Below are 15,458 nucleotides of genomic sequence, written 5' to 3'. Positions count from 1 at the left end.
TCACGCACGCTCCTTTATAACATTTTGTAAGAACGTATGTAATAAACGAAATAGTATAAAAAGCGGTACGTATAATATAATTAAACTCACTGTAAATATTTCTAATTTCGAATTTTCTTTTACAAAAACAAACATTCCATATGTATTAAAAATCCATTCGATAATATATAAATTGGATAGCATAAATAATATATTTGTTTTCGCATAATAAATTGTCGTCAATAAAACGTTTCTTGAAATATGATGTGTCAAAATATGCCGTAAACTTAGCCCTTTACCCTTGGCAAACAAACTATAATCTTTCTCTAATTCTTCTTTAAACCGTAATAACAAAAGTTTAATAAACAATAATGTTGTTGGTATTGTAAGACATATAATCGGTAACAAACGTATCCTTTCTTCCCCTAATCCAGCCAGTTTGACTGGCATAAATCCTGTTTTTTGAAACATAATTACGACAAGAAGCTGTGACAATAAAATAAGTAATATATCCGGTATACTCTCAAGCGTGAGAAAAACCCCATTCCATATTCTTTGCTTCCTATGAGAACGCTGCAATACCCAAACGACAAGTACATACGCTATAAACAAAGATAGTAAAAACGCTGACAAAAATACGATCATCGTTTCAATATAATGAATCCATATTTGTGGAAATAATTTTCTTGAGTCTCGAAACCCATATGTTATTTCCCCTGGTTGAAGTAACTTCTCTCCAAGAGATACAATTGTGTTCCAGAAACCGAGTAAATCAATTTGCAATCCCTTAAATAAACGCGGTAGCGCACCTAGGCAGTATACATAAGATTGTAGCTAATTGTTGTAAACAAGTAATCCCACACCACTTAACAGTTCGCATCAACATAACTATTTCTCCTCACCATGAAATAGAATATTCTGAAATAAATAGATGTATTATATCTCTTCAGCTATCCCTTGCACTCGCTTCTTCCCACTAGGTAAAATGGCTTGATATAAACACGTAACAAAAAATAATAAACCAAATAAAATGATATACAATGTATCTGCATCAATCCATTTCGGAAATAACATTGCTATCGAACCGAGAGATAACAGCTGGAATCCTGTCGTTAATGGACTAAGTAAACTTTGAACGCGCCCCATAAATGACTCTGCTACAATTTCATACATCCAGCCCATTATTGCAACATTAATAAATGGTAAAAAGAAAGTCGCAAAAGCGATACATACATAAAAAGACCATACGTGATTTACAAAGTAACACATACCAAAGAAGATCCCTGAGCCCGCCATTCCAAATACAATAATAGGTTTTGGTGCATATTTCTTACCTATACTTGTTGCTACTATACTTCCTATTAGTAATGAAATCCCTCCAACTACACCGCCTATCATTGCTAAACTTTCATACATTACTGGAGCAAGTTTGTATTTTAATATGTAAGTAGTGGATACACTTAAAATGCCATTTAATAGCCCAAATACGATAAATCCTAGTAGTAATTTTTTTAAAGTTTCATTTTGGTATATATACTTAATCCCTTCTTGAAACTCTGTTATTAACATCTTCAAATTGACTTCTTTCCATTTTGTTCTACCATTTGGTAAACGAACTTTTTCTGGAATGGAGATTGTTTGAATCAAAATACCACTCATAATAAAGGTGAGCGTATTTACTAAAATGCTCCCGTAAATTCCAAAAGTCCAGTACACCATCGTTGCAATACCTACGCCAAACAAAGCATACAAACTATTTACCATTTGATTCATACCTGCTGCTGCACCAAATTGGTCTGATTCAACTACTCCCTGTATCATCGACTGTTCTGATGGAGAGAAAAATTGTATACATACATTTTCTAAAAATAAAAATAGAAAGACGAGTATAATCATCCCGTAATAAAGCGAAATTAGGATTCCTATATTACAGATTGAACAACATATGTTACTTACCGTACAAATACGTTGTCTATCAAAACGGTCCACTACTGTCCCTACTAAGAGAAAAAAGATTAATGCAGGTAATGCAATCATAATTTGTGTCATCGTTGCGTAAACTGGTTGTTTTCCGTATTGATCTAATAAATAAAACATTAAAGAAATTCCAGCAATCATAGAACCAAGTCGTTCTAAAATATTTGCTAGAAAAAAACGCGCATACACTTTGTTGCGAAATAACTGTAGCATTTCTTTCATAACTCGTATCCTTTCTCTCGACAAAATAGTATTACTTTAGTCATTTCTCGGAAGTTATATTATATTTTTCGACCATTATCCAATCTTTTCCTTCTGTATAAAGAACAATATAAAAAAACTCTTGTTATCTATACAAGAGTCTTTTTTATTTAACTTCGCTTCATGTAATGATATATCTCGCTAACTTTTTAATTCTATATAGTTCGGATACACTTTATTTATTTTACGAATGTATCGCACATCCATTTGTAAAATTTTTCTTTCTCTTCAAATTGTGGATAATGAGCTGATTTCTCGAAAGTAATAAATTCTTTTTGATCTGCTTCAATAGTATTAAAATATGTTTTTGCTGCATGAAATGAAGTGTTATAGTCATATTCCCCCATAAGGAAATAAAACGGTAGCTCCATTTTAGTCACCTTAGTAGGCAATGGATTCTTTAAATCCTTTTCTAATAAAACAGTTTGAGAATGTGACAATCCAACGTTATAACGAATTACATCTAACAAGTTATATTCATTACTGAGTAACATCCCGATGTTATCACCATCTGGATTTTCAATGAGTCTTGATGTTCCACCATATTTCGCAACATAATTTCGAGGAGTGTATGTATCGCCATTTTTAATTTTTTTAGTTAATCCATTTAAATAGGAAACCTCATCTTCATTTCCTGCATTTTTCGCTTGATCAATAACAAACTTTAAACTATCCATCTCACCCTCTACTGTATCACTCATTTGCCCTATCCCAACATATGCTTCATATTTTTCAGGAGCTTTATTAGCAGCTTGCATTCCAATATATGTACCGTAAGAATGGCCAATTAATATTACTTTTTCTTTACCAAGACGTTTTGAAACATAATCTGTCAAAGCTAATAAATCCTCTACAAGTAAATCTGATGTAAGATTCGAATAACCTTCAAAGAAATGATACGACTTCCCGCTTCCTCTTTGATCATAATTAACAACTGTAAATTTCTCTTCCAATAAGTCTTGATATTTTTGAGCATATGGTATTTCTGAAGAACCTGGTCCACCATGTACAAAAATAATTACCGGATTGTTCTTATCTTTACCGCGTATCATAATTTCATGACCACTTCCATTTATCTTTACTTGCTCTAATGTACTTATACTATTTTCCCCCTTTATTTGCGAAGTCCATGTAGGAAATACTAGCGCTACGATTAATAGTAGTATAGTGATGGCACCAATAAGTTTTATTAATTTTCTTATCTTCTTCATAAGTAGTTTCCTTTCTTTTAAATTTATAAAACATCAATTTAGTTCTGTAAAACTACCTCAAAAAATATGAATGTACAACAATTACAATTTCCAATTTCATCTTGATTTTTTGTACATTCTTAATATCCCATATATTTCTTAACTTTCAGCTATATAAACCTTTAATATTTTCTTAATTTTCAATACGTTAATCATAGCAATACTAAATCACAAGGTATCACAAATAAAAAGAGTCCTTGTTTTCAAAACAAGGACTCTTTTTTAAACTATTTCGCTACTTCTTCTTTCGGCATTACCATTCCTTTATACAATTGGACAGTTATCCAGTAATAGATGAAATAAATGACTAAGAAAATCCCTATTGGCACCCACACTTTTACAAACGGGTCAACTAATATGAAGCTGAATAAGTTAAGCCCTACTAAAACGTGGGAAATTCCAATGATTGCTGGGAAGATAAATAAATATGAAATTTCTTTATATATACTTTTTGTCAGCATACTACGTCTCACACCGATTTTTCGTAACATCTCATAACGGCGTACATCACGAGAAGCACCCGTTAATATTTTGAACATAAGCGAACTTGCCATCATTGCTAGAAAGGCAATTCCGAGGAAAAACCCCATAAACATTGTTCCACTCATGAGACTGTTCGTTAACTGATAAATTGTCATTTTCGTAAATATGTCTACTTTTGTACCTGTTGTTTTTTCAATTTGTTCTTTTTGTCTCTTGTCTATTTCGATCAATAATGGTTTATATTTTTTCATATCATCTACTTTTGCTAATGTTACAGTATGTTCTGTTCCTTGAATTCCTTTATAATGCTCTTCATCAGCAATTCTTACAGGCTTTCCGTTAAATTGATTATGTGTAATTTGTATTTCTCTTACAACCGCATCTTCCCAATCTTTTGGCATACGAGGAAGCTTATTCGCTGCTTCGGGAGCTTCCAATGCAGAATATACAGGTTCAGTTAAAGGTTCAGCCACCCGTTTACGCGCAGGCTCTTTTAAAGTTTCCATATCAAAGCGGTCGGAAATAAGTGGCGGTTTCATAGTTAAATCGTCACGTAAGTAATACACCGCTTCTCCATCTACTTTATACTTATACTTGCTTTCTTCAACTATTTCCATTTCCTTTAATGCTGCTGTATCTTGATCATTTGGATCATGAATTACGACATCATATACACGTGAGGAATCTGTCATAATGCCTACATTTTTTTGAAATGCCATACCTGCTGTCATTGCCCCTGCACCTAATGCAATTAACATCGCTACAGTTCCTAATACTCTCGATAAACTATTTACTCGAAAGCGTAGCTGAGCATATGTAAAACTATTTAAGCCCGTTTCATTTCGTTTTTTATTCCCTTTAATTTTCATTACAAAAAATGGGAGCAATGAACTAAAGATAAAATATGTTCCAAGTGTTGTAACGATGGTCGCTATAATAAAACCTAATTCAGCATATATTTTTACATTGATCATAAAATAGTACCCTATACTTACTAGTAATATACCAAGTACGGTCATTATAATAATGCGAGTTTTACTTTTCTTTACTTCATCTAGTGTTTCATCTTCACGAATTAACTCTAGTTCTGTTTTGCGTAACAATCGAATGCTATTCATTAAACCAGTAATAAAAAATAGTATTAAGAAGAATATAGCTGTAACTAAGATTGCTGGTGTATATACAGATGAATAACTACCTTTTGCTGAAATCTCCATGCCATTCATTAAAAAGTTTCCTGCTACACTTGCAAGTAACATCCCTACTAAAATCCCGATAATAATACTGACAATACCCATACCGAATGTTTCAATAAATAATAACTGTGCTACTTTTTTCTTTTTCGCACCGAGCATCATGTACATACCGAGTTCTTTTCTTCTTAATGTGAGTAAGAAAGAATTGGCATATATAATATAAAATACAGTAATGAAAGATAATAGTATTGCACCTACCCAGAATACGAGTCTAATACTACTAATCAGACTATTATCCTTCGTAAATTCACTATTCATCGCCATCGTTTGGAACATGTAAAAGATACTAATACTAATAACGAGACCAATAAGTAAAACCATATAATCTTTTAACATCTTTTTCATACTATGACGTGATAATTTAAATAACATAGTCTCGCCCCCCTACTTAGACTCAGCAGCTGAGCCCATATGAGCGAGCACACCTAAAATGTCTTGATAGAAATTCTCTCGCGTTCCTTGACGCTTTAATTCTTTATAAAGAAGACCGTCTTGGATAAATAATATTCGTTCACAGTAACTCGCACTAAATGCATCGTGTGTCACCATCAAAATACTTACATTGTGATTTTCATGTAAATCTTGCATCGCTTCTAATAAACTTTTTGCATTTTTACTATCAAGCGCTCCTGTCGGTTCATCTGCTAATACAATTGCTGGATTATGTACTAAAGCTCGTGCTGCCGCTGTTCTTTGCTTTTGTCCACCAGAAACAGCAGTTGGATATTTTGTTAAAATTTCAGTAATCCCTAATTTCTTCGCAACCTCATTTACCTTTCCAGTTATCTCACTTGAAGGTACGCCTTGCAGAGAAAGTGGTAAAGCGATATTTTCATAAATTGATAAGTTCTCAAGTAAGTTAAAATCTTGAAAAATGAACCCTAATTTTTGAGATCGAAAATCTGATAATGCATTCCCCTTCATTGAAGTAATATTTGTACCAGCTATGGTTACACTACCACCTGTCGCTTGATCCAGTGTACTAATCACATTAAGTAAAGTCGTTTTGCCAGATCCAGAAGGACCCATAATCCCGACGAATTCCCCTTCCTTAATATTTAATGATACGCCCCTTAGTGCTTTTGACTGATTCTCATTTCTTTTCCCGTACGTTTTTTCTACACTTTCTACAGTAACTACATTTGTTGACATCTCGTTCACTCCATCCCTTTTGTATAAATTTAATTTCTCACATATTTCTTATCTTTTTCTCATGTGAATCCTTAAGAATTTTTTAATTATTCATTCAAGTAGAGTTCTACAGGTTACATGAACCTATTTCCTACTTCATATTCTCATTTTTCTACAACTCGTTCCTTCGATTTCGCTTACATTTACCTTACATTTTTGTAAGGTAAAAAATATTACAGACCATTTCACAAGTGGACTTTCTTTGTAATGAGAAAAGCATTTTATTTTTCAAATATTAAAAGGATACATAAATAACAATAATAATAAATTAAAAAACAATATAATTTTATTTTAAAACGATAAATTATATGATAAAATCATGTTGTCATTAAATAAAACGAGGTGCCTTTTATGAAACAAGTTACAACACTCTTTTTAAAGCTAGCTATTGTTTTTATAGGTATAGTAGTACTTGCATTGTGCATATTTTTAATACCTAAAATCGGGAATTTCGCTGGAGAATTGTATCCAGCTATTGCTTATATGAAATCTCTCGTTTTAATCGATATGTACGTAGCAGCGATACCTTTTTACTTCGCTCTGTATCAAGCGTTTAAACTTTTAAGCTATATTGATAAGAACAAAGCGTTCTCGGAATTATCAGTAAAGTCTTTAAAAAATATAAAATACTGTGCTCTTACGATTAGTACCATATACTTGCTAGGTATGCCACTCTACTATCTTATGGCAAAAAAAATTGACCCTCCAAGTTTTATACCAATTGGACTGATCATTATTTTCTGCTCTATCGTGATTGCAATTTTTGCTGCAGTTCTCCAAAAGCTCTTACAAGAAGCCATTCATATACAATCAGAAAATGATTTAACAGTTTGAGATGAAGTATATGGGAATAAATGATGAAGGGATAACGATTAAGCTATCCCTTCATCATTTATTATGGTTCTTTATTTACTTTAAATTCAGTAATACATGTTAATGGTGTATTTTATTATCATTCTCTATTTCTTATTTTTTATTTCCTCTTTTATACTTTTCACAAATACACCTAGTTCAACAACTTCTGATTTTTCTTCCCCATATTTACGTACATTTACAGCTCCATTCTCCATTTCCTTATCTCCAATAACAAGAACATAAGGAACTTTTTGCATTTGTGCTTCTCTTATTTTATATCCTAATTTTTCATCTCGCACATCACGTTCCACACGAATGCCAGCTTGAGCTAACTTATCTGTAACCTCATCTGCATATTGTACATGGACTGTATTCGATACTGGAATAACTTTCACTTGAACTGGTGCTACCCAAGCAGGGAACGCTCCTCCAAAGTGCTCAATTAATATTGCTAAGAAGCGGTCTAAAGATCCTAATACTGCCCTGTGAATGACAACTGGTCTTTTCTTTTCATTCTTCTCATCTATATAATTCAAATCAAATTTCTCTGGCATTTGGAAATCTAGCTGAATTGTTCCGCACTGATGACTTCTATTTAAAGCATCTTTAATATGGAAGTCAATTTTCGGTCCGTAGAATGCACCGTCACCTTCATTTAGTCTATATTTATAATTTAATAATTGTAATACATTTGCTAATGCTGCCTCTGCTTGCTCCCACAATTTATCATCACCCATTGAATCTTCTGGACGAGTAGAAAGTTCTACTTCATATTCGAATCCAAAAGTTTTATATACGTAATCAATTTGCGCCATTACGGATTTGATTTCATCTTCAATTTGTTCTGGAGTTACAAATAAATGTGCATCATCTTGGCAGAAAGTACGTACTCTTAATAATCCGTTTAACGCACCACTAAATTCATGGCGATGTACTTGACCAAATTCACACATGCGAATCGGTAATTCGCGATAAGAATGCAATTTGTTTTTAAACATCAGCATATGCCCTGGGCAGTTCATCGGTTTTAATGCAAAACTTTTATTATCCACTTCTGAGAAATACATATTATCTTTATAATGTCCCCAGTGCCCTGATCTCTCCCATACTTCTTGGTTCATCATGAATGGAGTACGTACTTCTTGGTAATTGTATTCTTTTTGAATTTCTCTTAAAAATGATTCTAATTCATTACGAATAATTTGGCCTTTCGGTAAATAAAACGGCATTCCCGGAGCCTCTTCAGAAAACATAAATAACTCAAGCTCACTGCCTAACTTACGATGGTTTCTTTTTGCAGCTTCTTCAACGAAATGCAAATACTCTTCTAATTCTTTTTGAGAAGAGAATGCAACACCATATATACGCTGAAGCACTTGATTGTCACTATCACCTCGCCAATATGCACCTGAAACGTGAGATAATTGGAAGGCTTTCAAATAGCCTGTTGACGGTAAATGTGGTCCTCTACATAAATCTACAAATTCACCTTGTTTATAAAGTGTTACACTTTCCCCATTTGGAATTGCTTCTAACAGTTCTAATTTCAGATGATCGTTCATTTCTTGAAACAGTTTTTTTGCCTCTTCTCGTGAGACCTCAACACGTTCAATTTTTACATTTTCATTTATAATCTTTTTCATTTCTTTTTCGATTTCCGATAAATCTTCTATGTTTACACTACTCGGAAGATCCATATCATAGTAAAAACCATTTTCAATAACCGGTCCTACACCAAGGTTTACATTACTATACATTCTCTTTACAGCTTGCGCTAAAATGTGTGCCGCCGAGTGTCTAGCAATTTCTACACCTTCATTTGAATCTAGAGCAATGATTTCTACTTCCGCATTTTCTTCAATATTACGGCGTAAATCATATAACCCATCATTTACTTTCCCCGCAACTGCTTTCTTTTTCAAACTACTGCTAATGGATCCCGCAATTTCTTCTAAAGTAATTCCTTTTACAAATTCTTTCACGCTACCATCTGGAAATTTAATTTCAATCATTTGTTCTTTCATTTTTCATCTCTCCATTTCATAATAAAAAGCACGCTCATCCCTAAAATAGGGACGAGCGTGCTTTTACCCGTGGTTCCACCCAGATTTCCATTACAAAATGCAATGGCTTCTTTTACGGTAACGTCGTTTACACGGCACTGGATACTTGATTTCCCCAGTGCAGCTCTAAGGTGGTAAGTTATTTTTCTGCGTTAGGAAGTTCTCAGCTTTCCTTCCTTCTCTGTATAACCGGGGAAAATAACTCGTGTCCTTTTCTTCGCTTATTATGAAATTGAATACAAAAAAGCATATCCATCCCTAAAATAGGGACGAATATGCTTATATCCGTGGTTCCACCCAGATTCCCATTACAAAATGCAATGGCTTCTTTTGCGATAACGTCGCATACACGGCACTAGATACTTGATTTCCCCAGTGCAGCTCTAAGGTGGTAAGTTATTTTTCTGCGTTAGGAAGTTCTCAGCTTTCCTTCCTTCTCTGTATAACCGGGGAAAATAACTCGTGTCCTTTTCTTTGCTTTTAAAAGTACATCCATTTATTGTTATTTACTATATCTTATTCATTTTATTTTTGCAAGTGTTAAAAAATATTTTTTATTTAATAAAAAAGAAACCAAAAATAGATTTTTGGTTTCCCCTTCTCAATTTTACCAATCTTGTGGTTCGTAATTTAAGTCCGAAAATAGACGTCGCTTCTCTTTCTTCGTTAAATCTCTCCACTGTCCAACCGGTAAATTATTCAACTCAATATTCATAATTCTCGTACGTTTTAACGTGTATACTTGATAACCTAAAGCTTCACACATACGACGAATTTGGCGATTCAATCCTTGTGTTAAAATAATTTTGAATTCATATTTTGATAACTGTGTAATCTCACACGGAAGCGTTTTCGTTCCTAAAATTTTCACACCAGCTGCCATTTGCTCAAGAAAATCAGGCGTAATCGGCTTATCTACTGAAACGATATATTCTTTCTCATGTTTGTTTTCAGCACGTAAAATTTCATTAACAATATCACCATCATTCGTTAACAAAATTAAACCGTCTGAGTCTTTATCGAGACGTCCAATATGACTAATTCGTAAAGGATGATTCACTAAATCAATAATATTACCTTTTACAGCTTTTTCACTCGTACATGTAATACCTACTGGTTTATTTAAAGCGATATATACATGATCTCGAGCAATACGAAGTTGCTCTCCATTTACGCGCACATCATCACCTGGATTTACTTGGTCACCAATTTTTGCAACCTTACCGTTAATAATTACTCTTCTCTCATTAATTAATTTATCTGCTCCACGTCGAGACGCTTTTCCAGCTTCACTAATAAATTTATTGATACGCAAATTAGGCACATCCTTTTCTAAAAAAAATTTCAAGCTCACACTGCTTCTACCGTACAATACAAAAGGGTAAGCCTCCTATTATAACTTAAATATATTAACATGAAAGGGTATATAACGTCTTCTATTAATTTCTTGTTTATAAGAAATTATCTTTATTATACATTCATTTATACACTTTTTCTGCGCTTAATATACAAGCCATTCTTCCTTACATACAACTTGTTTACCTCTTATATCTTCTATGTCTTCATGAATATTAGCTAGTTTATACAACTCAGGGAAAATCTCTTCTACATAATTTCGATGCGCCGTTTCATCTTTCCAATAAGTTAACACGATGTAACGATTTTCATTTTTCAAAGACTTTCCAAGTACTCCACCTAACATCCCTTTTGCATTTTCCATTCCTTTATTCCAAATTGTTTCTTGCTTATGTAAAAAATGCTTTTCCATTTCGATCTTTACATCACATATGGCAACTCTTACGAATGATCCTTCTATAACAACGTCTTTCAAAGGCGTATCAGTAACATCATACAACGTTTGAAATAATTCAATTTCACATGAAACAAACGTATCCTCTTGTTTACTATTTACATAAATTGTATCGTGAGCACCATTCATAAATGATTGATACGCACTTCTATCTTCCCATAAAGTAAATACACATGCCTCATCTTCATACCATCCGCCAAATTGTCCATGAAAACCATCTAAATACTTTATATCACACCATTGTTCTTGTGCGTTTGAAAACAATTCCTTTTTCTCTTCTTCTACTTTACAGTAGATTGTTTTTAGTAACATATTTAATTCCCCCTCATCTTACATTCCATTTCCCATTTGCAACACTTTCTACATTTCCACCTACACTAATATTAATTTCACTCTCTATCCCTTTTCATTTACATAATATAATTATATTATCCTAGTTATCTATAGTATTCAAAAAATCAGCCGCTCTTTCTATCAGCCATTCACCAAACGTACTTAAAAATAATAAAATTTCATTTATATCATTTATCGGCTCAATTACATATTGTAATGCCTTACTCATATTTTTTTCTTGTTCGGGAAAATGCTTACTAAATAATTCATATGCAGGATATAAGTCTCTGGAGTAAAGTCCTTCTCTCTCAATTGTCAATGCTAGACCTGACCTGATTATTATCTTCATAACCCAACGACAACAATCCGCTATATCATCCACGCCTTTATTATGAATCAACTCTTTACGAGCTTGTCCAATTTGTTTCCGCAATTGAAAAAGATGTTCATAGGCTAACTCCTGACTTACTTTATATTTAGGTAAAGACAATTTTACGTCTTCACCTAGTATACAAATACCATGTGTCTGTATAATAAAGCTTATAAAAGAAAAACGATTGAGATTGGTCACTTCTTTTTCACTGTAAAAACTTAACTCCACTCCTGATATACAATTAAACTTTTGTAAACTTTGATGTTCTAGCTTCTTTCGCCAACTTAGATCTATTAATTTTGGATCCTTTCGTACTAATATAATTACATCTATATCAGCAACTCCTTCAATTCCAATCCCTCTTGGAATTGAACCTCTTATATAAACACTGTGTAAATCACTCTGTAACAATTCACAACAAGTATTTTTCACTTCTTGTATTACCTCCATAAACATAGGTTGCACTTTGTCAATATGTGCATCATTTATAATATACCCTTCATCATCTGTAGGACAAAAACGTCCTATTTTTTTTATACTTGGCAAATTATCAACTCATCTCCATACTAAATATTATTTTATACTATACACATAGCAATTATAATTTAAATAATTCAGAATTAAAAATCAAAAGAGATAGGAAGTAAACAATCCTACAATATCATTCACTTCCTATCTCTTTTATTATCAATTATTTTTCAAATATATAATACGTAATTTCTCCCGGATAATGTAATATCGTTACCTTCCTTTCCCCTTTTTTAAAACTAACAGTATGCCCGTTTTCACCTAAGTTCTCCCATCCACTTGCCTTTGTAATAGGCATTACACTTATATATTTATAATCCTCTTCATTATCATCGTTAATATGAATTGCTGACATTGGCACTGGAAAATCTTTAATTTTAGATTCTTTATTCATAAATATGAATGCAATTAAACCAACTAATAACATAGCCATTGAAATATTTGAAACTAGTTTTCTTCTATTTAGTTTCACTAAAAACCCTCTTTTCTTACATATTGCTTTCATCATTTTACTAATTTTGATTATTTACGTACAGATAAATAAAATATATTTAATTAATTCTAGCCTATATTACCTACCTCCAATAACATTATTATTGTATATTATAATTATAAGATTTTTTAAAATGGAGGCGTTACACTTTGAAGACATGGCTTTTAAATAAATGGACAGTAGTTATTGCTATTTTTATCATTGCCAGTACGATTTTCTACACAATTAAAGATAAAAATAATAACGAAAAAACTACTGCAGAAACAATTGATACAAAAACATTCAAAACTAAATTGCAACCTAAAATTAATGAATTAACTAATAATTATAATGACATCATCGAAAAAGATTGGTTGCCTGCTTGGGAAGAAATTAACACGAGCGGAGATTCAGTAGACAGAGATAAACTATTAGTTACAATGACTGCTGTTTCCAAACAATATGAAAACATTATAAACGAAATAGACACTTTGAAAATTAAAGAAAATATATCGGAAGTACAAATACAAGAACAACTAGTTTATTTCACAACTGAATTTAGAACTGCTTCTAAATTTATGAAAAACACGGCGGATTTAATTATAGACGGAGCAAACAACTCTACTCCATCCAATGAAACAATTGAAAATACTAGACATGCTTTAGAACTTGCGGATCAGCATATTGTCATCGCTTTATCAATTTTATCTGAAGTTGAAGAAAAATTAGGAATTTCGAAAAAATAGAATGCTTTACTATTTTAAAATAAAAAATGATTGCATTTTACTAATTGTATATCTATAATGTTTTTATTGATTCTATACACATTCAATGCGTATAAGTTATTAATTTTATAATTCGGATGAACCATTCAGGAGAAGATCTATTGATCTACCGACGGGGCAAAAAGTTGCTGAATCAACTTTGAAACTCTCAGGTCTTGGTTACAAGTAGAACTGCATGGGGACGAATCTCTGGAGAGACTCCCTCTCGCTTATATATAGCGCGGAGGAAAACGAGCGCCGAAGGAGCAAATCCGTTATTTTAGCGGATAATCTCTCAGGTAAAAAGGACAGAGACAAGCGAAAGAAAATGCCGATTTGTATCGGTTTATTTTTCTATTCCTTGTTTCTCCAGAGACCATTTCATTTACTTGAAGTGGTTTTTATTTTTTCTAAAAAAGGAGAATAAAGATGGAGACAGTAGGTAAAGCATTAGAACAAATTAACCATTATGTGTGGGGATTACCAACTTTGTTGTTACTCGTTGGTACTGGTATCATTCTCACAGTGCGTTTAAAAGGTTTACAATTTAGTAAACTATTATACGCTCACAAACTAGCTTTTAAAAAATCAGAAGATACATCTTCCTCTGGAGATATTAGCCACTTCCAAGCACTTATGACAGCCATGGCGGCAACGATTGGTATGGGAAATATAGCTGGTGTTGCAACTGCTGTGACGATTGGTGGACCTGGTGCAATCTTTTGGATGTGGATTACTGCTTTATTCGGGATGGCAACAAAGTATGCCGAAGCAATTCTTGCGGTGAAATACCGTGTTAGTAATGAAAATGGCGAATATTCGGGTGGACCAATGTACTATTTAGAACGTGGTTTAGGTAAGAAATGGCTTGCTGTTTTATTCGCCATATTCGGTACAACTGCTTCTTTCGGTATCGGTAATATGGTGCAATCTAACTCAGTTGCAGAGGCAATGCGAATTAATTTCTCTTTCCCTCCTGCTCTAACTGGTATATTAATGTCGTTTTTAATCGCTATTGTTATTTTAGGAGGAGTTAAAAAAATCGGGAAAGTGACAGGATATATCGTTCCTATTAAAGCTTTCTTTTATATCATTGCTGGTCTTATTATTATTTTCTATCACTACGATCAAATTCCAGAAGCATTTTCACTTATTTTTTCTGGTGCATTTACTGGTACTGCAGCTGCTGGTGGTTTTATCGGAGCAACAGTTGCATCAGCTATTCAAATTGGAATGGCGCGCGGTGTATTTGCGAACGAGGCTGGTTTAGGGAGTGCCCCTATTGCCGCGGCGGCTGCCAAAACTGATTCGCCTGCAAAGCAAGCTTTAGTTTCTATGACTGGTACTTTTCTAGATACGTTTATTGTATGTACAATTACAGGACTTGTATTAATTACTACAGGTGCATGGAAATCAGGTAAAACTGGCGTTGAAGCTACAACACTAGCGTTCCAATCTGTATTTGGCACTGCTGGTAGTATGATTCTCGGTATCGCAATTATATTATTCGCCTACTCTACTATTTTAGGATGGTCGTATTACGGAGAGAAATGCGTGGCTTATTTATTTGGAGAAAGTGCTGTTAAATATTATAAAGCAATCTTTATCGTCATGATTGCTATTGGAGCTAATTTAAAACTAGGCATCGTATGGACATTCGCTGATATTGCAAATGGACTTATGGCGATTCCAAACTTAATTGGTCTTATTGGGTTAAGTGGTATTGTTGTCGCAGAAACGAATCGCTTTTTACAGGCAGAGAAATTAAAAGAAAGTCATAAAAAACAGGCAAGTTAATCTATAAAAAAGGAATGACTCATACATAATGAGCATTCCTTTTTTCGTTTTCTTACTCAGTAAATA

The 15,458-nt window shown here is 33.1% G+C and carries 12 protein-coding genes, 1 pseudogene, 1 riboswitch and 2 other annotated features; of the genes and pseudogenes, 3 read left to right on the top strand and 10 right to left on the bottom strand.

The annotated features are described in order from the left end of the window. The 5 genes and pseudogenes from V7S50_RS12950 to V7S50_RS12930 all read right to left on the bottom strand — a co-directional run bounded on the left by V7S50_RS12950 (window position 1) and on the right by V7S50_RS12930 (window position 6,358). Window positions 1–865: pseudogene (locus V7S50_RS12950) on the bottom strand (ABC transporter permease subunit). A 50-nt stretch (window positions 866–915) separates the two neighbouring features. Next, window positions 916–2,187, bottom strand: a complete 1,272-nt coding sequence (locus V7S50_RS12945; RefSeq protein WP_286676871.1) for an MFS transporter — start codon at window positions 2,185–2,187, stop codon at window positions 916–918. A gap of 209 nt (window positions 2,188–2,396) precedes the next feature. Next, window positions 2,397–3,428, bottom strand: coding sequence for an alpha/beta hydrolase (locus V7S50_RS12940; RefSeq protein WP_063223355.1), 1,032 nt, complete (start codon window positions 3,426–3,428; stop codon window positions 2,397–2,399). Between the two features lie 266 nt (window positions 3,429–3,694). Continuing rightward, window positions 3,695–5,578 (bottom strand): ABC transporter permease, encoded by a 1,884-nt coding sequence (locus tag V7S50_RS12935; protein ID WP_336376437.1) that lies wholly within the window; start codon window positions 5,576–5,578, stop codon window positions 3,695–3,697. Between the two features lie 12 nt (window positions 5,579–5,590). Further along, window positions 5,591–6,358 carry an ABC transporter ATP-binding protein gene (locus tag V7S50_RS12930; protein WP_061679087.1) on the bottom strand — a complete coding sequence of 256 codons (768 nt, stop codon included), beginning with the start codon at window positions 6,356–6,358 and terminating at the stop codon, window positions 5,591–5,593. A gap of 390 nt (window positions 6,359–6,748) precedes the next feature. On the opposite strand from V7S50_RS12930, the gene V7S50_RS12925 reads away from it, so the two are divergent. Further along, complete coding sequence (locus V7S50_RS12925; protein ID WP_242253129.1) at window positions 6,749–7,231, top strand: DUF2975 domain-containing protein; 483 nt, start codon at window positions 6,749–6,751, stop codon at window positions 7,229–7,231. 125 nt (window positions 7,232–7,356) lie between these two features. Here V7S50_RS12925 and thrS read toward each other — a convergent pair whose 3' ends face one another. The 5 genes from thrS to V7S50_RS12900 form a co-directional block, all read right to left on the bottom strand. Beyond that, complete coding sequence (thrS, locus tag V7S50_RS12920) at window positions 7,357–9,276, bottom strand: threonine--tRNA ligase (RefSeq protein WP_242253128.1); 1,920 nt, start codon at window positions 9,274–9,276, stop codon at window positions 7,357–7,359. A 44-nt stretch (window positions 9,277–9,320) separates the two neighbouring features. Then, window positions 9,321–9,542 (bottom strand) — a binding site (T-box leader). A 35-nt stretch (window positions 9,543–9,577) separates the two neighbouring features. Then, window positions 9,578–9,799: a binding site (T-box leader), on the bottom strand. A gap of 123 nt (window positions 9,800–9,922) precedes the next feature. Further along, complete coding sequence (gene rluF, locus V7S50_RS12915; RefSeq protein ID WP_063223359.1) at window positions 9,923–10,630, bottom strand: 23S rRNA pseudouridine(2604) synthase RluF; 708 nt, start codon at window positions 10,628–10,630, stop codon at window positions 9,923–9,925. A gap of 186 nt (window positions 10,631–10,816) precedes the next feature. Beyond that, window positions 10,817–11,437 carry a YdbC family protein gene (locus tag V7S50_RS12910; RefSeq protein ID WP_242253127.1) on the bottom strand — a complete coding sequence of 207 codons (621 nt, stop codon included), beginning with the start codon at window positions 11,435–11,437 and terminating at the stop codon, window positions 10,817–10,819. 121 nt (window positions 11,438–11,558) lie between these two features. After that, window positions 11,559–12,377, bottom strand: coding sequence for a nucleotidyltransferase (locus tag V7S50_RS12905; protein ID WP_242253126.1), 819 nt, complete (start codon window positions 12,375–12,377; stop codon window positions 11,559–11,561). A 145-nt stretch (window positions 12,378–12,522) separates the two neighbouring features. Next, a complete protein-coding gene (locus V7S50_RS12900) occupies window positions 12,523–12,867 on the bottom strand; it encodes a hypothetical protein (RefSeq protein ID WP_063223361.1) in 345 nt (114 codons plus the stop codon). 134 nt (window positions 12,868–13,001) lie between these two features. Here V7S50_RS12900 and V7S50_RS12895 point away from each other — a divergent pair, with 134 nt between their 5' ends. Then, window positions 13,002–13,577, top strand: a complete 576-nt coding sequence (locus tag V7S50_RS12895) for a hypothetical protein (RefSeq protein WP_242253124.1) — start codon at window positions 13,002–13,004, stop codon at window positions 13,575–13,577. Between the two features lie 218 nt (window positions 13,578–13,795). Further along, window positions 13,796–13,917, top strand: a riboswitch (glycine riboswitch). Window positions 13,918–14,024: 107 nt separating this feature from the next. Beyond that, window positions 14,025–15,392: an alanine/glycine:cation symporter family protein gene (locus V7S50_RS12890; protein ID WP_063223363.1), complete on the top strand. Its 1,368-nt coding sequence runs from the start codon at window positions 14,025–14,027 to the stop codon at window positions 15,390–15,392. The last annotated feature ends 66 nt before the right edge of the window (window positions 15,393–15,458 follow it).

This window comes from Bacillus sp. CCNWLW194, assembly GCF_037120585.1.
GTDB classification, from domain to species: Bacteria; Bacillota; Bacilli; order Bacillales; family Bacillaceae_G; genus Bacillus_A; species Bacillus_A basilensis.
The sequence above is the reverse complement of the archived record's forward strand: the minus strand, read 5'-3'. Positions and strand labels throughout refer to the sequence as shown.

What these genes read in the sequence shown, in the direction of transcription:
- V7S50_RS12940 (WP_063223355.1), bottom strand. Translation starts at nt 3,428, where the DNA reads ATGAAGAAGATAAGAAAATTAATAAAACTTATTGGTGCCATCACTATA.
- V7S50_RS12935 (WP_336376437.1), bottom strand. Translation starts at nt 5,578, where the DNA reads ATGTTATTTAAATTATCACGTCATAGTATGAAAAAGATGTTAAAAGAT.
- V7S50_RS12930 (WP_061679087.1), bottom strand. Translation starts at nt 6,358, where the DNA reads ATGTCAACAAATGTAGTTACTGTAGAAAGTGTAGAAAAAACGTACGGG.
- V7S50_RS12925 (WP_242253129.1), top strand. Translation starts at nt 6,749, where the DNA reads ATGAAACAAGTTACAACACTCTTTTTAAAGCTAGCTATTGTTTTTATA.
- thrS (WP_242253128.1), bottom strand. Translation starts at nt 9,276, where the DNA reads ATGAAAGAACAAATGATTGAAATTAAATTTCCAGATGGTAGCGTGAAA.
- V7S50_RS12910 (WP_242253127.1), bottom strand. Translation starts at nt 11,437, where the DNA reads ATGTTACTAAAAACAATCTACTGTAAAGTAGAAGAAGAGAAAAAGGAA.
- V7S50_RS12900 (WP_063223361.1), bottom strand. Translation starts at nt 12,867, where the DNA reads ATGATGAAAGCAATATGTAAGAAAAGAGGGTTTTTAGTGAAACTAAAT.
- V7S50_RS12890 (WP_063223363.1), top strand. Translation starts at nt 14,025, where the DNA reads ATGGAGACAGTAGGTAAAGCATTAGAACAAATTAACCATTATGTGTGG.